This is a genomic window from Bradyrhizobium sp. 186 (assembly GCF_023101685.1).
Classification (GTDB): Bacteria; Pseudomonadota; Alphaproteobacteria; order Rhizobiales; family Xanthobacteraceae; genus Bradyrhizobium.
In genome coordinates, this window is the sequence record NZ_CP082164.1 from 8,811,115 (window position 1) to 8,832,555 (window position 21,441).

The following is a 21,441-nucleotide window of genomic DNA, read 5'->3' on the forward strand; positions in this document are numbered from 1 at the left end:
TGTTCGGTCGCGCTGCGGGCCATTCTTCCGTCCCGGCCACCGATCTCGCAGCCGCCGCGCGCAGGGGCGGTCAAGGCTGGCCGCATTTGCGGCCACCGCAAGGCTTGGCCTTGACCGCCCGAGCACGACGGCACGCTGGCGTGGAACGGGACTGGGTTCCTGGCCTGGCTAGACCTTGCCGTCAACCGCGACTATGGTTGTTGGGCGCGGGGCGACCTCGTGGCGAAGCGTGACGCGTCGGCTGCAAGCGTCACCGGACTGCCTATTTTGTCCTGCCGGACTGAGGCGCCCGCGCGCCCGCTCTTGGCCGCCGCGCTTTCCATTGCGACACGAATTGTTCGTAGTTTCGCTCCGCCTGGGCGGCAATCAGCATCTCGCGGTCGCGCAGCGCCTTGATGTTGTAGGCATAGGCAGGTCCACGCCGGCTGCCTTTCTGTTGCGGATGTCCGGCTTGAAGTTGCATTGCGCGGGTCTTGTTGGCCACCAGGGCCGGGCGCGCCCACAGGTAATCTTCGCCCTTCGTCAACAATTGCCAGCAGAGCACAGTGAGCTTGCGAGCCACGGCCACCGCGGCGATCTGATGGCCGCGCCGGGCGCGGATGCGGACAAAAAAAGCATGCAGTGGACCGGGCGCCTTGGCCGCTGCCCAGGCCGCCTCGACCAGCATGGCACGCGCGTGAGAACGGCCGATCTTGCTGATACGACCGTGATGGGCAGCTCCCAGTCCCGACTGCCGCACCCGCGGGTTCAGCCCGAAATAGCTCACCAGCTTCTGCGGGCTGTTGAACCGGCCGATGTCGCCGATCGCTGCCACGATCCCGGCGGCGACCGCGAGATTGACGCCGGTGATTGTCATCAATCTGTTGACCGCGGGATCGTCCATGGCGTCCTGTGCGATCTCGCGGTCGAGCAGGGCCAGGTCTTCCGCCAACCGGTCAAGCTCACGGACGTGCCGATCGATCGCTGCGCGTTCATCGTCCGGCAACTGTTGAGCGGCCAACCACGCCCGGCCGCGGGCGTTGAAAAGATCGGCATGCGGGCACTTCGGGATCAGGTGCGCGTGCAGGATCGAATGCACCTCGTTCTTGAGCCGCGTGCGATGCCGCACGACCTGGTAGCGCCGCGCCACCAGCCTGCGCTTGCGTTCGGTCTCCGCGTCAGGCGTCCAGATCTGCGGCAGATACCCGGCCGCCTGCAGACTGGCGAGCGTGCCGGCATCGATCTTGTCGGTTTTGACGTGAGCCTGGGCGATCGCCTTCACCTGCAGCGGATTGGCGATAATCACCCGCGCCACAAACGGCGCCAGAACCCGCGACACCGCCATGCTGTTGGCAGTCGCTTCGAGCACCACCTCATCGCTGGCCAGCAGGGTCTTGCCAAATCCCTCGAGCGCAGTCCGTGTCATATCAACCCGGCCCGCATGTCGGAGCTTGCCGTCTTCCCAAAACACCACCTCCCCGAAAGTTCGGTGGACGTCGATGCCAATCACCCGTCGCATTTGCACCTCCTGCTTGATATGACGGGAGCTGCGGGCGACACGACAACTACGGATTCGCGCTCCCAGCGCAACCGGGCGAGTCGCAGAGGCGGCCAGCTACTAACTCGAGCTCTCGGCTCATCGTATGCATCGGCCTGCCCGCACATCGTGCTCCCGGTGCCTCTGTCCCGATGGTCGCACCATACGCCACGATGCAGAACACCGCAGCGGAACGTTGGCACCGAGAAATCTCATACTGGCTACCAATCCGCTCGAACGGGTCAACGGCGAGATCAAGCGGCGGACCGAAGTGGTCGGCATCTTTCCCAACGAGGACGCGACGCCATCACCCGCCTGGTCGGCGCCATCCTGCTCGAGCAGAACGATGAATGGGCGGTCCAGCGTGGCCGCTACATGACACGATCGCGCCGTTGGGCGATGATCCCGCCGTCAGCTTCCCGGCAATCGCCAGCTGACCGATCCGGCCCATGCCGGCGAACCGTGGTGACCGAAACTCAGCTACACCACGCCACGGGGCGCGATCCAGGAGCGCGACGGGGCGCGTGTTCACAAGACGTACAGCGCCCCCGCGACCCCGCATCAGCGGCTGGTTGCCGAAGCAGGAACACCTGATGCTGTCCGCGTCCGCGTCAATGAAATCTTTGGCGGCCTCGATCCGGTCGCCTTACTGCGCGATATCCGAGCCGTGCAGGAGCAGTTGGCCAGTCTCACAGACCCCGCCCCAGCAAGCCATCCAGCTTCGGCGCCACCGATTGAGCAGTTTTTGTCGAGCTTGCGAATCGCGTGGAAAGAAGGAGCAAGACGCCCGACCGACAGGCCAATTGCGAAGCCGAAGCGAGAGCGACGACGCCCCGATCCGCTCGTCAAAGCCACGCCACAGCTGCGCGAATGGTTCGAGGCCGAGCCGTGGCGAACCAGCAGCGAACTCCTGTCCAAGCTTCAGGCCGAATACCCCGGGATTTATCCGAGCAAAGTACTCCGAACGCTCCAACGTCGCCTCAAATTGTGGCGCGGCGAGCAAGCAAGCGCGCTGTTGTTTGGCTCCGGAGAAAAGACGGCGCAAACCGACGCGACGTGCTCAAGGCTGGCGCGATGCGCCACCGCCTCCGGCGGCTTGCGGCCTTGACCACGCCCGATCACCGGTCTGTTGGCTTTGCAAGCGCTCGGTCGCGGACCGAGCGCGACATCGGCGCGCTCGCAATGCCGACCAGTTGTGCGAGCGGCACCTCCGCTCCCCCGGCGAGGGAGCAAAATAGATGAGGCAACAAGAGCTCGATCGGGAACATCGTTACATGCGGCAATACGCACTTCCATCCTGATTGCCGCGCCGCAGTGGACTCTGAAGCAGGGCCATTTGGCTCGCTACGTACCGAAGGGAAACTGCGTATTCCCACGGACAAAGTAGAGGCTATGGTTCTTGCAGTTCTGTCTGGAACAGGCGCCCCCAACCACGGATCAGATCGCAGCATTTAGCCAGTCTCAAGGCGTGCCAGCACATCGCCTGATTAGAGGAAATTATTGTTTTACCTGTCTGATGCTCAAGTTCGTCAATGATTTCCGCGGCACGAATTTGAGTGCAGGCAATCACGACGGTATCAACCTCGACACTGTCAATCACCTGCCGCACCGCTTTCGATATGCTCAAAGGTGAGATAAAGGGAGCTTCAAGCCTAACAAGGCCATGTGGATTGTGGAATGCAGCGGCGATCGGTACTTGCACCCCTGTAGTTTCCATGCCTCTAATCATCTTCTCAGCAACCTCGCGGGGATAAGGCGATACGAAACCTACCCGAGAGGAGCCGAGTGCTCGCAGAGCTGAAAGGATTGCCGTAAAAGGGTCAGTCACACGTGCGTGCGGATGAACGTTACGGACGAGGCGCTCAAGTTCTTGTGGTCCCACCACCATAGCCCCGGAGGTGCATCCGAGTGCAACAACGTCTGATGGGCGCATAGTGTTGATTTGTTGCAGAGCGTCATCAAGTCCGTCGAAAGTCTCCTCCAAGAGGCCGACGCTCAAAGGTTTCTTACGGTGCTCGGGTGAAGCACGACCGATACGGCTCTCATACAGCGCAACGCCAGGAATAGTCAGCATGGCTCGCGCCTCATGCGAGAGAGTCTGATCGTTGCAAATCACGACCATTCCAATATGAGCACGCGTGCCAATACCGCCGTCCACCTCATATTGGAGGTTGGACCAGATTTCAGCTGTGTCTTTAGCATGTTTAAGCAGCATATAATCCTCTCGAAGGTCAGTTTTTAAGCTCGCGCCAAGGTTGACAGCGATCACGGGAGCGACGGCCGGACAATCGCGTCGTCATGTCTGTTGATCCTACTTCCCTGCCATAGCCTCGGATAGCCAAGCGTGTCACGCATGGGATGCGGCTGCGAATACCCTATTGTTTTGCGTCCTGCAGTTTTGGCGGTTATTCAGCGAGATGCGAGCAGTTTTTTGTGAGTCATGTCACTTGCCGGGCTGCTCGCGCTCGTAGTAACGCACCCGATCTGGGGGCCAGATCGCGATCCGGCTTAATCCCAAGCGGGCGAAGATGCGGCTGACCGTGGCCGGTGAACACTTCGACCTTCGTTGCAATCTGCTTGCCGGTGTAGCGCTGCCGGCTCAACGCCTCGACGGCCTCCAGGGGGCCGGCGGGTTTGGCTTAGCCATTACGCCTCGCACCGTCGCCTCTCGACCTTTGGGCGTCAAAGGCGCATTCTTGTTGAGTTCATCTGGTCAGCACTGAAGCTTCGCAACCTCAGCTTCCTCGGTTCAGACCAGATGGACAACCTCATGCGAGACCAAAACTAGGCCGCCCGCCATGCTATCCAACGCTCCTGGATATGATCCGCATTGGTCTTGCCGTCCGGGCGCTTAGCCACCAACCATGAGTCGTCTGAGAACACGACCTTCGAAGCGTTCTCAGGATTTATGCTGACCAGCGAGGCCAAATCGTGCGGCAGGTACTTGACCTGATTTATATTCGGCCCAGGATAGCCTGTACCCTGCGTCCGCCCGGCCGCTATCTGCGCGCGGTTCCAAAAGGCGATCAGCTTTTGTGCGTTCGCCGTATTTGGCCCACCTTTTAGAATCACTCCGTACATTACTCCCATGTTGGCTCCCTCCCAGGTAAATTTGATTGGCGTGCCCTGTTGGACCGCGGCGACCGCACGGCCATCGTAAATACTAGTCATCGCATATTCGCGATTGATGAGGAGCTGAGGCGCCTCTCCACCAGCGACCCACCATTTAGCGATGTGCGGCTTGATTTCGTTGAGCTTTTCGAACGCGCGATCAACCTTATCATCGGTAAGCGGAAAGACGTCGCTGTGCGCGACGCCCGCGGCGATGAGCGCAAATTCGATGTTAACCTTCCCGTTGGAACCGAACAGACCCCGTGGTCCGGGATACTTCTTGACATCCCAGAAATCCCCCCAGTTCCGCGGGCCACCGTTCGGAAAAGCCCGTGTATCATAAGCGAGCACCATGCCGCTCTGTTCAGCCACAACTGCATCTTTGAGGCGCGTGCTCGCTGATGCACCCTCAAGCGACTCTTGATCCCACAGTCCGTAATCGATCGGCACGAACATCTCGGATTCGTGCATTGCTGGATAGTTAGCAGGCGACACATAAGCAATATCCCAATCGACGCGGCCAGCCTGGTGCATCGCCTTGATCTGAGGCTCGGCCAGGTCGGTAACCACATCCACAACCCTTATTCCTGTCGCCTTCGTAAACGGCTCATAGACATATCGCCGAATACCATCCGTATAGGAGCCGCCCCAACTCAAAACGACGACTTCACCGGCCCCGGCAAGTTTTTCCTGCGCCCAAGCGCTAGTGGCTTCTACGACGAATGGTACGCTCAGAAAGGCCGCGGTTGACTGCAGCACTGAGCGGCGGCTCAGGCCGCAAAATGAACGGTTGCCGGAATACTGTTTCGTCATGACGCTTCCCCAGGCAGTATGCAGCCAAGTTGTCTGTGCCTCACTCGTAAGACGTAGCGAAGCACAAAGGCAGCAAAAATCGGCCCTCAATGAAGAAATCCTGCAAACGAGGAATGCAGCTGCCGATCGATGCCTCAAGTCGTCACCTCCAGAGTAATCGCCAAACTGAGGCCGTTCAGGCTTTGAAGTGCCAGGGCATCAGAGCATCGTACTGATTTTGCGTGAGCCAAGCGTGCGGATCGTCGATCTTCGCGCCTACACAAGCGTTGCCATGGTCGCCCAGGTCTGGTCCGCCGCCATGACTGCCCGCGAAGGCACAGTTTTTTGCGTCGATTTGCTGCCGTGGCCACATCGACGATGTTGAAATCGATCTTGATGCGACGGCTCAGGAAGCGCTCGAGGGGCTATGCGTCTGGATGTGGCATAGCCCGTCCTTTACGAGTTGGGGCTCGCCCGACAGGCGCGGCAGCTGCTTGTCCCACAACTCAAATAACGCCGCGACATTCCTGGAGCGCATTCACCCGAATCTTAGGAATTTGACCGAGGATGTCGGCCTCGATCTCCCACAGCCCTGCCATCTTGGAGGGGGTCTGGGTCGGCAGGCACGAGCTCTCGTTGACTGAGGCTCTTAGAACCGCCTCGTGACGGATAAAGCACGCTACCAGCTTCACGCACTCATTACCACCTGCTGACTTGGCGACCCGATTGTAGACTGCATATCGGTTGAGCGCAGGATTTCGTTAAAACCCGCTAAATGGTCGATCGTCGTGTGCATAAGCCCACAGCCAAGCCTTTTGCGTCTTGCCGAATACCGGACCGAGCGTTGGCAGAGTCGTCACGTCGGCGACTATCCACTCGCTCTAGTTGATCTTCTGTATCCGTAGGGCGCCGTGTTGAGCGTCCCCGTTCGTTGATGCAAGAAGCCGTAAGACCGATCGCTGTTGAACTACGTCGGGCCGACGTTGCCGGAATGAATGTCACGCGGCACTCGTGACGAATTAGGAAATAGGGCTAGGGGCGAACACGTTCTCCGAGATGCGCGATAGCGGCTTCTATGCCGCCTTTACCATGAGGGATTCCTATCGCCTTGAGCCCGATCTCAACCACGCCCAGAGCGCCCAAAATCATTGGTGCGTTGACATGGCCCATATGGGCGATACGAAACGCCCGCCCCTGGAGATTACTGATGCCGATGCCAAGGACCACGCCGCATTTGTCGTTGCAGTAATGATGGAGCCTCATCGGATCATAACCGCTGCCCATAAGCACGGTCGTGACCACATTGGATCGCTCTGAATCCTCGCGGATGTTGAAGCTGAGCACGTGCCTCTCACTCCACACCGCCACCGCACGTCGCACCGCTTCGGCGAGCAGTTGATGACGACCGAAAACGTTCTCCAATCCCTCATCGAACAGCATGTCGACGGCCTGGCGGAGTGCGAAGAGCAGGTGTACCGGTGGAGTTCCGGCGTAGCGCCGGTAGTGCTCGATACCGTCGCGCTCAGTCCAGTCCCAATAGGGCGTGCGCATGTTGGCCGCCTGATGAACGGCACTCGCGCGCTCGCTGACGGCAACGAAGCCGAGTCCCGGTGGCGTCATTAATCCTTTCTGCGAACCGGACATCGCGACATCGATGCCCCATTTGTCCATCTCAAACGGCATGCAGCCGAGGGAGGCCACGGCGTCGACCATGTAGAGCGCGGGATGGCCAGCCGCACGGATCGTCTTTCCGATCTTCTCGATGTCGTTCACGACACCAGAAGCGGTGTCGACTTGTGTGACGAGAATAGCTTTGATGGTGTGATCCTTATCGGCGCGCAACAGCGCCTCAACCTCACTGGCGCGCACCGCGCGGGTCCAGTCTCCTCTGAGCACCTCCACCTTAGCGCCCATAGCGCGCGCGGCATTACCCCACCCGACCGCGAAACTGCCGCTCTCCAGGACCAACACCTTGTCGCCGCGCGAGAGCACATTGGAGAGCACAGCTTCCCAGGCGCCATGGCCGTTGGCGATATAGATGTAGGATTTTCCCTTGGTCGCAAACAACTTCGACAGATCGCGCAACAGGCCTTCGGTCAAATCGACCATTGGCTTGGAATAGATGTCGAGCGCCGGCCGGTGCATGGCGCGTAGCACCTCGTCAGGTATGGTCGTAGGCCCCGGAAGGGCAAGAAACTCGCGGCCGGCACGTACAGTCATGGAAACTGCCCCTTGGTTGGACAACCACTTGTAATCGGATCAGGGGGTTGAAACTTGCGAACCACAGTCGAAAAACCGCAGAAGTTCAGCGATGCAGACCGAAACTGCGCAGGATTCCAAATGTAAGCGCCTCGAGACCTTCATCGGGGTCGGCGCCACTCGGCCGAGGAATCGAATCCGGTAGGCACACGGCCGGTCCGAATCTTTAGAACCCATCCATTCTTGCCTTCTTTGCGCGACGACGAAATTCTGCACGGCTCTGCCACGTCGGAAAGGTAGTAAGAAATTCCGGGTTTGACATCTCCAAAGATCCAAGAGGCTCGGCTCCATGAGGAGAACCTGCATCCACTCATTCTTCTTGGAGAAAATGCGCGGGAGATGGATGAGCATCACCGCCAAGCGGCGCCATTAAGAGGCTATACGAGCGTCATCGGAGCTGATTCGCCAGAGCTTACACCACGAGTTGAAAAATCGTCTGAAGCAGTGGCACCCCTGGAGCGAGGGCGTGGGTTGTTGCGAGCAGCACCATCTGAATCTGCATGGGAATTCGAGTCCGGAGAGAACAAACTGGCGTGTTTTTCATTAATTGGCTTGGGTCAGGGCATGACTGCACCGGGCGTGTCGTACCTCAAACGGTCTTCATCGGACCACTTTAAGAGATCCACCATCTATGGGCGGACGCAACTGAAACCACCACAACACTGAAGTGGCTATTCACGGTGGCGGCTCCGTGCGAATTACACCAACGTCGAAAGGATGATATGGTCAATCGATCGCAATTTTACATAGATGGCGCTTGGATCGATCCCACGTTGCGAAAGCAATGCGTGCAGTCAATCCAGCGATCGCTGGGAAAATGTATGAGGTAGCGCTCGGCTCAAAAGCTGATGTCGACAAGGCGGTCATCGCGGCTAGAGATCGGCGATGCCATTCTGACGAGATAGCGCCCCGCTCGAGATGGCGGAGCAGATGCAGTCTAACTCCGCCATCGGCCATCTCACAACCACGCTCAACGTGCTCAGGACCTACTCCTTCGAGGAGCGCATTGGCGGTACGGTTGTGGTTCGCGAGCCTATCGGCGTTGTGGGGATCATCACGCCCTGGAAATGGCCAATGAGTCAGATAGCCTGCAAAGTAGCGCCAGCGCTTGCCTGCCGGCTGTACAATGATTCTCAAGCCGTCGGAATTCGCGCCCACTTGTGCCCTAATATTCGCGGAAATCCTTCACGACGCCGGCGTACCGAAGAGTGTATTCAATCTAGGTCATCGTTTCCATGGTTCGAATCATATCAGGCTGCGTCGGCAAGCTTATAAGACCAGGTGTGGATGACGGGATGGCGATTGACGTCGTCGATGCCGGCCATGATGCGTTCCTTGAGTTCGTGCTTTGATGTCACTCGGATGTGACGCAGGACAGAGCGGGCAAACTTGGAGAAGAAGCCCTCGATGAGGTTGAGCCAGGAGCCGTGCTTTGGCGTGAACGTAAAGTCGAAGCGGCCTGCCGGTCGGGTGTCGAGCCAGGCTCTGGTTTCCCTCGAGATGTGTGCCGAATGATTGTCGAGGATCAGCTTGATCGCGGTGCTGGCCGGATAGGCGGCATCGAGAAGCTTGAGGAATTCGATGAACTCGCGGCTGCGGTGGCGATCTCTGACGAGCGCGTGGACCTTTCCGGTGAGCAGATCGATCCCGGCCAACAGGCTGAGCGTGCCATGGCGTTTGTACTCATGATCCCGCGCAAAGGTGGCGTGGATGCCGGGCTCAGGCGGCAAATCCGGCGCCGTGGTCGCGATGGCCTGAATTCCCGGCTTCTCGTCGCAAGAGACGATCGCCACCGGTTTTCCCCGCTCCTTGGATCTGGCAGGGGCTTTTTTCAGGACATCGACTTCACGATAGACGCACAGAACCTCCGCCATCTTCTGTTCGAACGCGGCGTCGCGATTTTCAAGATAGTAGCGCACCTTGTGCGGCTTGATTGCCTCTTGGCCGAGAAGCTTGCACACCGTGCCTTGAACCAGACGGGCGAGACATTCGTGCCCCGCCGCCGGTCCGTGCTCGCGCGCATGACGGGCCAAAAGCCGCGTCGTCCACAGCTCGTGTGGATAGCCGTGCTCCTTGGCCTTGTCGCACGCCAAAGACACCAACCAGGCCTTGGCCTCAGGCGTGATCACCGGCTCCCTGCCCGGCCGCGGTCGGTCGTCGAGTGCCGCCAGTGCGCCGTACGCCACGGCTCGCTCGACGCAGCGTTGGACCGTCTGATGGTGCACGCGAAGCCGTTGTCCCACGGCAAAGAACGATGGCTGTTCGAGGTAGGCGAGCAGCATCGCTGCCCGCGACACCCGGCTCGCCGGTTCCGTTCTCGACCGCGAAAGAGCCGTCAACACTTCAGCCTCCTCATCGGTCAGCGCCAACTCGACCGCTTGCCGCCACTTCGCCATGACGCCACTCCTCGTTCAGCCAAACACAAACGAGGAATCCCGCAACAAATCATCCGTTCCATCACTGCCGATTTCATGGAATCGGTCGTCTAGTTAGTCGTCCGTGAACAAGGCGCTACGCGATTGAGCGGGAGTCTGTTTTTCGGATTCGGGGCCGTTTGAGATTGCAGGGATTTGGAGCTTGAGGCCGCCAAACCCTGCAAATTCGCTCTGTGGATTGAACGAAGCCGCTGCCGCGGCGTGAGGGGCAAGGTGGCGTAGATCGCCTCCTGGCTGAGAGGATGTGGGTGTTGGACCCCCCTCAGACAGGAGTATCGAGATGGCCGATTTGAGCCCTCTTCGCCGCCGCATGATGGAAGACATGACCGTCCGCAATCTGTCGCCGGCGACGCAACGATCCTACATCAGCGCGGTTTCGAAGTTCAGCCGCTATTTTGGCCGATCGCCTGACCGGTTGGAGCTGGAAGACGTCCGCGCCTTCCAGGTGCATCTGGTCTCGACCGGCATCTCATGGCCGGCGCTGAACCAGATCGTCTGTGCGGTACGGTTTGTCTACGGCGTCACGCTCGGCGAGGCGCTCATCCCGGAGCGCATTCCCTATGCGCGAGAACCGCGCAAGCTGCCGGTCGTGCTCAGCGCCGACGAAGTGGTTCAGTTCCTCGAGGCCGTGTCCAGCCTGAAGAGCCGCGCCGCGCTCACCACGGCCTATGCGGCCGGACTCAGGGCCTCCGAAGTCGCGGGACTGCGGATCGAAGACATCGACAGCGCCCGCGGCGTCATCCAGGTGCGCCACGGCAAGGGCGCGAAGGATCGCAACGTGATGCTGTCGCCCCAGCTGCTGGGCATCCTGCGCACCTACTGGCGGCTCGCCCGGCCGCGGCTTTATCTGTTCCCTGGTCGTGACGAAGATCATCCGATCGATCAGACCGTGTTGCACGCCGCCTGTCGGTCGGCGGTGAAGGCTGCGGGCCTGACCAAGCGCGTCACGCTCCACACGCTGCGCCACAGCTTCGCGACGCATCTTCTCGAGAACGGAACCGATATCCGGATCATCCAGGTCTTGCTCGGAAGGGCGACATACTGCCCGCGAACAACAGGCTGAAGCACGCATCACTTACCGATTTCATCCTCGCTTCGGGGAGACGGTAGGTGTCAGGCGGCGGCTTGAGCGAGGTGGCGCCGCGTTTCTCGTTGTTCACCAACTTGACGGCACCTTTGCCTGCCTTCCGGCGTGGATGACTGACGAGGCTGCGTCCCGATTCGAGATCAGCGTTGAGCCGCATTTTCCCCTGAATGTTCTTCGCTCCCTACGAGGTCGATGCGCTTCTAGGCTTTCTGGCGTCCGAATCAAAAACGGAGCGACTAGAGAATGACGCAGCGATCCGAGAATTTCCAGCCAAGCCTGTTCGAGGCCGAGCGACCGTGCGTCGAACTGCGTGCAGCTCAAAAGAGCGAGCTCGCGATGGTCATCGAGGTGCTGCTGCGCGAGATCGCGGCGGCGCTGGCAAAGGCGGCAAGCGGGGGGAGCGGCGATGACCAAAATCACGACTGAGCATCTCGCCCGCAACGCCTGCGTCTACATCCGGCAATCGACAGCAGACCAGCTCGCGCATAATCATGAGAGCCGACGGCGCCAATACGGCCTCGTCGATCGCGCCAAGCAGCTTGGCTGGAGCAACGTCGAAGTCATCGACGACGACCTCGGCCGGTCCGGCGGCGGCATCGCGCGTCCCGGCTTCGAGCGGCTGCTTGCAACGATCTGCGACGGCCGTGTCGGCGCTGTGCTCGCGATCGAGGCGTCGCGTCTTGCCCGTAATGGCCGCGACTGGCATACGCTGATCGAGTTCTGTGGATTGGTCGGCACGCTCATCGTCGACGAGGACGGAATCTACGATCCTCGCCATCCCAACGATCGGCTGCTGCTTGGCATGAAGGGCACGATGAGCGAGCTTGAACTCTCGATGTTCCGCCACCGCTCGCAGGAAGCGCTGAAGCAGAAGGCGCGCCGCGGCGCGCTGGTCCTCGGTGTCGCCGCCGGCTATGTGAAGATCGGTCGCGATCGCATAGAGAAGAATCCGGACAAACGCGTGCAGGACGCCCTGCAGCTGGTCTTCACCAAGTTCGCCGAGCTGCAAAGTGCTAGACAGGTGCACATCTGGCTGAGAGAGGAGGGCATCGAGCTGCCGGTCAAGTCGCGCCAAGGAGAGGCGCACGGCGTCGTGTGGCGACTGCCGGCCTACAACATCGTGCACAACATCCTGACCAATCCGATCTATGCAGGTGCCTACGCGTTCGGGCGCACGACGAGCCGTGTGAGTGTCAAAGGTGGACGCAAGCATGTCCGGCGTGGTGTGCAAAAGCCCATGGCGGAATGGGATGTCTTGATCAAGGATCACCACGCGGCCTACATCACCTGGGACGAGTTCGAGCACAACCTCGAGGTGATCGCCAACAATGCGACCGGCATGAGCAGCGCACTCGCTCGCGGAGCAGCTCGTAAAGGCGAGTTGCTGCTGCCCGGACTGCTGCGATGCGGCCACTGCGGCCGCAAGCTCCATGTGCACTACAGCGGCAAGATCGGCCGCTACAATTGCTACGGTGCGCGTACGAACCACGGTGCCGCGCGCTGCATTTCGATCAGCGGCTTGAGCATCGACGCAGCGATCAGTAACGAGGTCCTGCGCGTGCTGAAGCCGCTCGGCGCCGAGGCAGCACTCAAAGCGATCAAGGCGCAATCGAGCACGACGACCGCGGCCGAGCGCCAGCTGGAGCTGTCGCTGCAGCAGGCGCGCTACGAAGCCGCGCACGCGCGCCGACAGTACGACGCCGTCGACCCGGCAAACCGGCTGGTCGCCGGCGAGCTGGAGCGCCGCTGGAACGAGGCATTGCAGGCTGTCGCAAAGCTTGAAGGAGAGATCGCCGCCCTGATTGCGCGCCGTCCGCCGCCGTTCGGTGAGCCGGAGCGCCAGCAATTGGTGGCGCTCGGTGCTGATCTGGAGCGCGCCTGGTTGCATCCCGCTGCAACCGCCGCAACGCGCAAGCGTATCCTTCGCGCGGCACTCACGGAGATCGTCGTGCGCAGGGACGGCGCAATCATCCATGCGGTCCTGCACTGGCAAGGCGGCGATCATACCCAACTGCAAGTCAAACAGCGACTGAATGCGGCCGGCCGGCACAATCCACGCATCCCCGACGACACGATCGCACTCGTGCGTGAGCTGGCGCGGCTGATGCCCGATCGGCAGATCGCGCGCCTGCTCAATCGCGCTGGCGTGGAGACCGGGCACGGCAATGCCTGGACGCAAGAGCGCGTGTGCGGCTTCCGCAATCACCACGACATCGCCGTCTTCCGCGACGGCGAGTGGGCGGAGCGCGGCGAAATTACGCTCGAAGCGGCAGCAAAACTCATCGGCGTCTGCAACATGACGGCCTTGCGTATGCTCCGCCGCGGCGACATCAAAGGCCGACAAGCTTGCGCGGGCGCGCCTTGGGTGATCAGGGCCGAGGACTTGGCAGGTTTCGCCAAGGGAAAGCGTCGGAAGCCTCCGCTAACACAAAATACCACGCAGCGGGTCCTTGACTTTCAATGAGTTAGCCGAGGTGCATTATGAATCGTGACTACTCGGGCACAACAATTTGTCGTCGACAGCGCGCTACACGCAGGTCGCCACCGATACGATCCGGGCGACGCAGAGCCCGCTCGATCGCCTGTCGCTGGAGGTGACGCCACCTCGATGATCCGCGGCGGGATGCGGGTGATGATCCGCCCCGACAGCCGCTCCAACAGGCCCGCCATCGAGATTGCCGATATTCTGCGCCGGCATGGCGACACCTATCGCCGTGTACATGCCGGTCATCTCAGTCGGGTCGAGCGGCGCGTGATGAGCGCGATCGTGGCGTGCCGGACCGAGGCGCTCGGCGGCCACATGGAGGCTTGCGACGACTGCGGCACGACACGCATCGCCTATAATTCCTGCCGCAACCGGCACTGTCCGAAGTGTCAGGGGCCAGCCCGGGCCGCGTGGCTCGCCGCGCGAGAAGCCGACCTGCTGCCGGTTCCCTATTTCCACGTCGTCTTCACACTGCCGGCTCCGATCGCCGCGATCGCCTTTCAGAACAAGGCCATCGTTTATGCGATCCTGTTCAAAGCCGCCCCCGAGGCAATGTCGAGGCTCGCCGCCAATCCACGCCGGCTCGGCGCCGGGATCGGCGTCGTCGCCGTCCTCCACACCTGGGGGCAGGCGCTGACGCACCATCCCCACGTCCACTGCGTCGTGCCGGGCGGCGGCCTCTCGCCCGATGGCGCGCGCTGGATCGCCAGCCGACCAAACTTCTTCCTGGCCGTCAAACCGCTCGCCCGGCTGTTCAGATGCCTGTTCTTCGAACGTCTGACCGCCGCCTTCGACGCCGGCACCCTGAACTTCTTCGGCGATCTCGCATCCCTGGCCAAGCCTGCCGCCTTCGCAGCTCACCTCGTCGCCATGCGGCGCATCAGCTGGGTCGTCTACGCCAAACGGCCGTTCGCCGGCCCCGCGCAGGTGCTGGCCTATCTCGGCCGCTATACCCATCGCGTTGCAATCGCCAACAGCCGGCTCGTAGCCCTCGACGAGGATCACGTCGCCTTTAGCTGGAAGGACTACCGCCAGAACGGCGCGACAAAGATCATGAAGCTCAAGGCCGACGAGTTCATCCGCCGCTTCCTTCTTCACACGCTGCCCGATGGCTTCCATCGCATCCGCCACTTCGGCTTCATGGCCAACGGCCACCGCGCTGCCAAACTCGCCCTCTGCCGCAAACTTCTCGATCGTGAGCGGACAGCGCCAAACGATGGCGAGCCGTCGCCTGTGGATTCGGACGCTCTGACGTGGGCCAAGGTTCCCGCCTGTCCTGATTGTGGTGGCGTCATGCGCATCGTCGAGGGCTTTCGACACAGCTTCAGTCGTTCCGGCGCTCCAAGCCAATCGGTCCGGTGCGACACATCGTGAGCCAACTTATACCGTGCACGAAGATCATCATTCGTCATTATGATCCCATTGTCTCGATCATCGCAGACGCTGCCGAATCCGTGCGGCCAAACAGCCCGATGGAAATTATTCGATGCAGCGGGCCATCGATCGCGATCGCCCGTAAAATGCTCTCTGTCTCAACTTGCCGCCATTGCGCAACCAAAACGTCGCCGCGTCAGCTCCGCAGTCTGCCGATAGCAACCCGCGATCTCAAACTATCCCCATAGCCGCACCACCGTGCATATTCTCCCGCGCCTTCGTTCAATCCAGCTTCAATGAGGTCGCGTGATAAGCGCTTGCTGCGCCCTCGCGTGAGCGCGACCTCACAGAACCCTCCAGATTCCCTCTCGCTGCGGACCATGATTCTGTGGTGCATCGGAGGGGACGATGCGGCCGAAGAAGCACAAGACGACGGGGATCGAATGACGTGTTCCAGGCGCGGCTGGACCAGATCATCAACATGAAGCACGAGCTGGTTCTGCTTGCCGGCAAGATCGATTGGGACTGGATCGACAGCGAGATCGCGCCGCTCTACAGCGAGAACAGTCGGCCCGGGATCGAGACCCGCTTCATGATTGGGCTGCTGCTGCTCAAGCACATTTACGGGCTGTCCGATGGGGGTGTGCGAGCGCTGGGTCCACGACCCGTACTTCCAGTTCTTTCACCGGCGAAGAGTTCTTACAGCACACCTTCCCGCACGAGCGCTCGGACCTGAGCCATTGGCGCAAGAGGCTTGGCGACAGGCTGGAGTTGCTGCTGGCCGAGAGCCTGCGGGTGGCGACGAGGCCGGCGCATTGCGCAGCCACGACCTCAAGCGCGTCACGGTCTACACACGGTGCAGCCGAAGGCCATCACCATTCCGACCGATGCCAAGCTCTTGCATGCAGCGATCAAGGGGCTCAACTGCCTGGCGAGGAAGTACGGGGTCAAGCTGCGGCAGTCCTATCTTCGCATTGCCAAGACAGCGGCAATGATGGCTTCACGCTACGCCCATGCCAAACAGTTCAAGCGGCATCAGCGGCAATTACGTATCCTGAGCAGCCGGCTCGGCCCGATCATTCGCGACATCCGCCGCAAGATCGAGGGGCAGCCAGCACTGGAGGAGGCGTTCGCAGTTCCCCTCGGGCGAGCCACGCAGATCCGCTCACAGCAGCAGCGCCAGCGCGGCTGGAAGCTCTATTCCTTCCATGCCCCGGCGGTGGAGTGCATCGGCAAGGGCAAGGCTGCCGCGCCCTACGAGTTCGGGGTGAAGGCCTCCATCGTCACCAACAACCGCCGCGCTCCCGGGGGCCTGTTCGTGCCGCACGCCAGCGCAATGCCCGACAATCCGTATGACGGGCACACGCTGCGGGAGTCATTGACCGCACCGAGACACTCACCGGCTGTCCGATCGAGCGGGCCTATGTCGACGAGGGGTATCGCGGCCATGACGCGCAAAATCCGGGACGCGTGTTCATCTCTGGCCAGAAGCGTGGCGTCTTCGGCGCATCAAGTGCGAGTTGCGCCGTCGCTCCGCCATCGAGCCCATCATCGGACACTTGAAAGCTGAAGGCCACCTCGGCCGCTGCTACCTCAAAGGTCGCGTGGCGATGCCGCCAACATCATCCTCTCAGCCGCGGGCCACAACTTCCGCCGCATCCTGGCTTCGCTCAGAGAACTCTTGAGCGGACTGCTTTGGTGAACGCTCGCCTCTCCAGCCCGACTCAATTCGGCTTCTTAACGGACGACTAGTTAACGGTTTAGGCCCTGGCGTGCGTGCTGCCATGAGCGAGCATCGAGACATTGATATGATCTCGTTTACCGAATCGACGCGTGGTACGCACACGACGAAGACCGCCTGATTGACGCATGCGCGCGGGCGCGGCGAGCTCTATCATGGCGTTGCGTCAAGATCAGGCAGCCTGCTGATCGGCGGGCTTGTCGGCTTGGCGCAGGAGCTTTCATTCCCAGGGCAGCAGTTCGTGCAGACGCGATGCGGGAAGATCGGCGATACGGGCGAGGACGTCGGCGAGCCAGGCCTTGGGATCGACGTCGTTGAGGCGACAGGTCGTGATCATCGTCAGCATGATGGCGGCACGGTCGGCGCCACGCTGGCTGCCGGCGAAGGTCCAGTTGCGCCTTCCCAAGGCGATGCCTCTCAATGCGCGCTCAGCGCAATTGTTGGTCAAGCAGATCCTGCCATCGTCGAGGAAGCGGGCGAAGTCGTCCCAGCGCCTGAGCATGTAATTCATCGGCTTCAGGACCTCGGAGGAGCGCGAGAGGTTTTCGCGCTCACGCAGCAACCAGGCGTGCATGTCCTCGAGAAGCGGCTTGCTCTTTTCCTGGCGCACGGCGCGCCGCTCGTCGGCGCCGCGGCCGTTGATAGTGCGCTCAATCTCAAACAACGCATCGAGGCGTCTGACCGCCTCCAGCGCGATCGGAGAGACCGGTTTGCCCTTCTTACCTTCCGAGCATTTTTCTCGATGTCAGCCAGCTCGAAGAAGCCCCGCCGCGCATGGGCAAAGCAAAATGCCGGCGTAATCGGCAGCACCTTGCCCTGCGGGTCGAACAGCGGCTCGAAGCCGTTATAGCAATCGGCTTGCAGGATACCGGCGAAGGCGGCCAGATTCTTGTGGGGATGCTCGCCTCATCGGTCGCTCGGGGCGTAATAGACCGCCGCCGGCGGCAAAGGCCCGGCGAAGGTCATCCCGCACATAAGTCCAGATCCGCACGGTCGTGCACCTGCCCTTCGCCAGGCTACGGATAGTGATGTCATCGCCATGAAGGCGCTCGGCCGCGAGCACATGGCGTTCGATCGAGTGGAAGAGCGGCATGACGGCGAAGGTCACGTGGCCGAACTGGTCGGCCAGCGTCGACAACGGCAGGTCGATCCCCTCGCGCTTGAATCGCGCACTCTGGCAGTTGAGCGGGATATGCATGCCGAACTTGTCGAACACGATCGTTGCCAGCGATTGTGGGCCGATGAAGCCGCGCGGCGTTGCATGGAACGGTGCGCGGCTGGCTGATCTTCTCGCAATCGCGGCAGGTGAACTTCTCGCGTACCGTCTCGATCAGCTTGAATCAGCGCGGGATCTCCTCCAGCATCTTTGTCACATCCTCACCGATCTTCGCCAGCCGCGATTCACCGCAGCAGGCGCAGGTTGTTGGAGCCTCAATGACGACGCGCTGGCGCTCGATGTCATCCGGCCATGCTTGCGCACCGGCCGCTTGCGGTAAGGGGCGGACGTTCTGCGTCTTCGCCGTTGCGGCCTGGGGGGCAAGCTCATCCTCACTCGTGGTGAGGAGTTGTTCGAGGTCCAAATCCAGCTGCTCGAGCAGCCGTGCCGTGCGCTCGGAGCCCTGTCGTAAGCAAGTCCCGCCCGATTGTAATGAGACGTGCGATCCTCCTGGACGGCGGAATCCGCTGAAGAGTTTCCCCGTCGGTCTTTTCCGCTTTTCGCCTGCGGGTCGCCCACTCGCTGATGACGCGGTGCGAGCCTCGAAAGCCACGCGCTGTTAAGCGGCGCCAAAGTTCAGCTCGATTGCGGCAGCCGGACGCCCATTCATCGTCGAGCCATGGCAAGTGCAGATCCAACGAACTTTGCCTGATTTGGAAGACGTCGTGACGTTCGCCGCGGACCACCTGTCGTACCTGCTTCCTGCTATGGCCAGTCTGACGCACGACTGCTTAATTGGTATGCCTTTCTTCGACAGAGCCAGGATAGCCGCGTTGGTCTCCTCGCGACGCAGATAGCCCTCATAGTGGAGGCGCTCAGCGACCGTGAGCAGCTTAGGATCGATCGTGGTCGCACCGATGACGATGCGTATTCGGCGCATCTAGCCAGGCTTGGGCGGTCGCTGGCTCACGATCTGGCAGCAGGGGTGACCACCCGGCGCCTTTCCAGGTTGCAGATGATGCTCGCGTATCGATGATTGCGCCGCCAGGCCCAGTCATCAATGCCAATAACCCTGAGCGGGTCAGCTGGGGGACGGCTGCGGCGCCGAACTGCCCGAAGAAGCGTATCTTTGCTCACCGGCAGCATTAGCCTCGTTGCAAGCCTGCTGCCGGTCGACTACCAAGCGCCAGACCGAGGTGATGGACGATGGAGTCCAGCCTTGCAGTCAGTCGCGCCGATGGCGCCAGTACCTCTTCGGCGAAGCGCTCAGTGACGATTTGGCGCCCGCATAGGACGGCATCGCAGCGGAAGCGGCGGGCGATTACCAGGGCTGGACGATCCGCCACGAGAGCGGCAGGTCGGTCGCGCGTCGCCGACACCGGCTGTGGACACGTCGGGAGACCGTGCCGCACCATGGACACAAACCAACGCTTCCCGACGCCCGAACCGCAATAACGGCCTCATCACCTTCGAAGTACGCACTCTCTACAACGAACCCACTCGGCACCAGATTGGAGCGCTGGAGTGCCTGCTGCATGACGCTGATTCTCCCCTAATCAAAGCGCAAGAGATCCTCCAAGCTGCATCAAAAGTGATGGTGTGGAACGGCCCTTCGAACCGGCATCAAAAGTGCCTAACGTGGTCGCGCAGAGAGGCGCCACAAAGGAAGGACCGTTCCATGGAGAAGATTATCACGGTGGGTTTGGATTTGGCCAAGTCGATCTTTCAAGTTCACGGCATCGCCGAAAACGGGAAAGTCTTGGTTCGTCGCACATTGCGGCGATCGCAGGTTCTGCCCTTCTTTCGGAGCCTTCCAGCTTGCTTAGTAGGTATGGAGGCCTGTGCGAGTGCCCATCACTGGGCACGCGAGATCGCGGCGCTGGGCCACGCTGTCCGCATGATGCCGCCAGCCTACATGAAGCCTTACGTCAAACGAAACAAGACCGACGTGGCGGATGCTGAAGCCATTTGTGAGGCGGTCACCCGCCCGACAATGCGATTCGTACCGGTGAAGACTGCCGAACAACAAGCAGCCAGCATGATTTTGCGAACGCGAGAGATGCTGATGAGGCAGCGCAGCCAGACTGCAAATGCCCTGCGGGCTCATATGGCCGAATTGGGCATTATCGCCGGCACAGGCATGGCAAGCATTGCAAAACTCCTGGTGCTTCTCCGGGACGAAAAAGACAATAGGATCCCCGGCGCCGCCCGCTTTGCCCTGATCCTATTCCCTGAACAGATTGAGCTGCTTACAACCTGCATAGAGAAGCTCGACAGAGAGATTTTGGTTGCCGTCAGAAAGGACCCCGATGCAAGGCGTCTGATGAGCATTCCGGGTGTCGGCCCTCTCATCGCCGCTACTGTTCGAACATCGGTCTTGGATGCTCGCGATTTTGCGACTGCACGAGATTTTGCCGCTTGGACGGGGCTAACACCGAGGGCACAATCGAGCGGCGGGAAAGAAAGGCTCGGCGCGATATCAAAGCGTGGAAATCGGCAACTACGGACGCTCTTGATCGTTGGTGCGACCTCTATCATCAAGCTTGCTAAACGAGGCTTGAAAGTCCCGCTCTGGATTCGGACCATGCTGCAAAGACGGCCGGTCAAGGTCGTATCGGTCGCGCTCGCCAATAAGATTGCGCGCACGATCTGGGCCTTGCTGGTCAGAGGCGGCATCTATCAGGCGCCGGCTGCAATGCTGAAAACCTAATCTCAAGAGCTCTCCGGCGGAAGAAGAAAGCTGCCGAGGAGGCAAGGTGCAAATCTGGATGAACCCCGAATGACGTCATTCCCGGTAGCAATCAGACCGCCTGACTCACTGCGCTTCGAGCGCGAGAAATTGATTGGGCGATTGCTTCCGCGGATATCATCGTGGCCAGCGGCCAGGCGCCGCGTTCACAGGCCGAACATATGACCGCACCGTCATCCCTTGTTCAACCAGAAAAAGATCTTGCAGCCCGGGCCGTTCCACATATGAGTCAGAGCCAAATTTGCAAACGATGACGTAATTGCGGTCGACGCTCGCGAGGGAGGTACTCTCGCTATTGTCAAGCTCTCGCAATCAAACGATTCGGAGCAACTATGATGAAGCAATACGTTGGGCTGGACGTCTCGCAGAGGGCTTCCCGTTGTCTGTATCGACGCTCGGCACGCGCACGCAGCCTTATCGGTTTGCATGAACAAGAGTGATCAAAACGACCCGCGAGGCCTCGCCGAACTGGTGCGGGTCGGTTGGTACCGGGAGGTGAAGGTCAAGAGCGAAGAAAGCCAGAAGATTCGTGCGATACTCGTTGCGCGATTTCGTCTCGTGACCATTCGCCGGGATATCGAGAACCAGGTTCGCAGCTTGATCAAGGAGTATGGATTATTGTTCCCTCGCGCAATCGGCCTGCAGTTCCGCCACCAGGTCCACGAGCTCTTGGGCGATGATCATCAGCTCCTCTAAGCGTGATAGCGCCGCTCCTGTCGATCCATGAGAACGTCTG

At 60.7% G+C, this 21,441-nt stretch carries 11 protein-coding genes and 6 pseudogenes; 11 read left to right on the plus strand and 6 right to left on the minus strand.

The window, feature by feature from the left end:
* Positions 1-262: 262 nt before the first annotated feature.
* The gene (locus IVB18_RS42020; protein ID WP_247986020.1) at positions 263-1,498 is read right to left on the minus strand and encodes an IS110 family transposase; all 1,236 of its coding nucleotides are present in this window, start codon (positions 1,496-1,498) and stop codon (positions 263-265) included.
* 232 nt (positions 1,499-1,730) lie between these two features.
* On the opposite strand from IVB18_RS42020, the pseudogene IVB18_RS42025 reads away from it, so the two are divergent.
* Positions 1,731-1,953, plus strand: a pseudogene (locus IVB18_RS42025) (transposase); the annotation flags it as partial.
* Positions 1,954-2,021: 68 nt separating this feature from the next.
* A pseudogene (locus IVB18_RS42030) lies at positions 2,022-2,624 on the plus strand (transposase); the annotation flags it as partial.
* 282 nt (positions 2,625-2,906) lie between these two features.
* Here IVB18_RS42030 and IVB18_RS42035 read toward each other — a convergent pair.
* The 3 genes from IVB18_RS42035 to IVB18_RS42045 all read right to left on the minus strand — a co-directional run bounded on the left by IVB18_RS42035 (position 2,907) and on the right by IVB18_RS42045 (position 7,639).
* Complete coding sequence (locus tag IVB18_RS42035) at positions 2,907-3,731, minus strand: hypothetical protein (RefSeq protein WP_247986021.1); 825 nt, start codon at positions 3,729-3,731, stop codon at positions 2,907-2,909.
* Positions 3,732-4,300: 569 nt separating this feature from the next.
* Complete coding sequence (locus IVB18_RS42040; protein ID WP_247986022.1) at positions 4,301-5,440, minus strand: ABC transporter substrate-binding protein; 1,140 nt, start codon at positions 5,438-5,440, stop codon at positions 4,301-4,303.
* A gap of 1,011 nt (positions 5,441-6,451) precedes the next feature.
* The gene (locus IVB18_RS42045; RefSeq protein ID WP_247986023.1) at positions 6,452-7,639 is read right to left on the minus strand and encodes an aminotransferase class V-fold PLP-dependent enzyme; all 1,188 of its coding nucleotides are present in this window, start codon (positions 7,637-7,639) and stop codon (positions 6,452-6,454) included.
* 761 nt (positions 7,640-8,400) lie between these two features.
* Here IVB18_RS42045 and IVB18_RS42050 point away from each other — a divergent pair.
* Positions 8,401-8,900: pseudogene (locus IVB18_RS42050) on the plus strand (aldehyde dehydrogenase family protein); the annotation flags it as partial.
* Positions 8,901-8,928: 28 nt separating this feature from the next.
* Here IVB18_RS42050 and IVB18_RS42055 read toward each other — a convergent pair.
* Positions 8,929-10,074, minus strand: coding sequence for an IS630 family transposase (locus IVB18_RS42055; protein WP_247986024.1), 1,146 nt, complete (start codon positions 10,072-10,074; stop codon positions 8,929-8,931).
* Between the two features lie 319 nt (positions 10,075-10,393).
* On the opposite strand from IVB18_RS42055, the gene IVB18_RS42060 reads away from it, so the two are divergent.
* From IVB18_RS42060 to IVB18_RS42085, 6 genes and pseudogenes are all read left to right on the plus strand, one after another.
* Positions 10,394-11,176, plus strand: a complete 783-nt coding sequence (locus IVB18_RS42060; protein WP_247986025.1) for a site-specific integrase — start codon at positions 10,394-10,396, stop codon at positions 11,174-11,176.
* A 267-nt stretch (positions 11,177-11,443) separates the two neighbouring features.
* Complete coding sequence (locus IVB18_RS42065; protein ID WP_247531465.1) at positions 11,444-11,626, plus strand: hypothetical protein; 183 nt, start codon at positions 11,444-11,446, stop codon at positions 11,624-11,626.
* A complete protein-coding gene (locus IVB18_RS42070) occupies positions 11,607-13,664 on the plus strand; it encodes a recombinase family protein (RefSeq protein WP_247986026.1) in 2,058 nt (685 codons plus the stop codon). The genes IVB18_RS42065 and IVB18_RS42070 overlap by 20 nt, the downstream gene beginning before the upstream one ends.
* A 28-nt stretch (positions 13,665-13,692) precedes the next feature.
* Positions 13,693-13,812: pseudogene (locus tag IVB18_RS42075) on the plus strand (integrase); the annotation flags it as partial.
* A 20-nt stretch (positions 13,813-13,832) separates the two neighbouring features.
* Positions 13,833-15,059, plus strand: coding sequence for an IS91 family transposase (locus tag IVB18_RS42080; RefSeq protein WP_247986027.1), 1,227 nt, complete (start codon positions 13,833-13,835; stop codon positions 15,057-15,059).
* A 408-nt stretch (positions 15,060-15,467) separates the two neighbouring features.
* Positions 15,468-16,761: pseudogene (locus IVB18_RS42085) on the plus strand (IS5 family transposase).
* 259 nt (positions 16,762-17,020) lie between these two features.
* On the opposite strand, the pseudogene IVB18_RS42090 reads toward IVB18_RS42085, so the two are convergent.
* Positions 17,021-18,428 (minus strand): annotated as a pseudogene (locus IVB18_RS42090) (IS66 family transposase); the annotation flags it as partial.
* Between the two features lie 1,206 nt (positions 18,429-19,634).
* Here IVB18_RS42090 and IVB18_RS42095 point away from each other — a divergent pair.
* Together IVB18_RS42095 and IVB18_RS42100 are read left to right on the plus strand one after the other, a co-directional pair.
* Entirely contained in the window at positions 19,635-20,666 is a 1,032-nt protein-coding gene (locus tag IVB18_RS42095) for an IS110 family transposase (RefSeq protein ID WP_247986028.1), read from the plus strand.
* Between the two features lie 387 nt (positions 20,667-21,053).
* On the plus strand, positions 21,054-21,401 hold the full coding sequence (locus IVB18_RS42100; protein ID WP_247986029.1) for a transposase: 348 nt from the start codon (positions 21,054-21,056) through the stop codon (positions 21,399-21,401).
* The last annotated feature ends 40 nt before the right edge of the window (positions 21,402-21,441 follow it).

Coding starts and splice junctions, on each gene's coding strand:
- IVB18_RS42020 (WP_247986020.1), bottom strand. CDS start 1,498: ATGCGACGGGTGATTGGCATCGACGTCCACCGAACTTTCGGGGAGGTG.
- IVB18_RS42035 (WP_247986021.1), bottom strand. CDS start 3,731: ATGCTGCTTAAACATGCTAAAGACACAGCTGAAATCTGGTCCAACCTC.
- IVB18_RS42040 (WP_247986022.1), bottom strand. CDS start 5,440: ATGACGAAACAGTATTCCGGCAACCGTTCATTTTGCGGCCTGAGCCGC.
- IVB18_RS42045 (WP_247986023.1), bottom strand. CDS start 7,639: ATGACTGTACGTGCCGGCCGCGAGTTTCTTGCCCTTCCGGGGCCTACG.
- IVB18_RS42055 (WP_247986024.1), bottom strand. CDS start 10,074: ATGGCGAAGTGGCGGCAAGCGGTCGAGTTGGCGCTGACCGATGAGGAG.
- IVB18_RS42060 (WP_247986025.1), top strand. CDS start 10,394: ATGGCCGATTTGAGCCCTCTTCGCCGCCGCATGATGGAAGACATGACC.
- IVB18_RS42065 (WP_247531465.1), top strand. CDS start 11,444: ATGACGCAGCGATCCGAGAATTTCCAGCCAAGCCTGTTCGAGGCCGAG.
- IVB18_RS42070 (WP_247986026.1), top strand. CDS start 11,607: ATGACCAAAATCACGACTGAGCATCTCGCCCGCAACGCCTGCGTCTAC.
- IVB18_RS42080 (WP_247986027.1), top strand. CDS start 13,833: ATGATCCGCCCCGACAGCCGCTCCAACAGGCCCGCCATCGAGATTGCC.
- IVB18_RS42095 (WP_247986028.1), top strand. CDS start 19,635: ATGGAGAAGATTATCACGGTGGGTTTGGATTTGGCCAAGTCGATCTTT.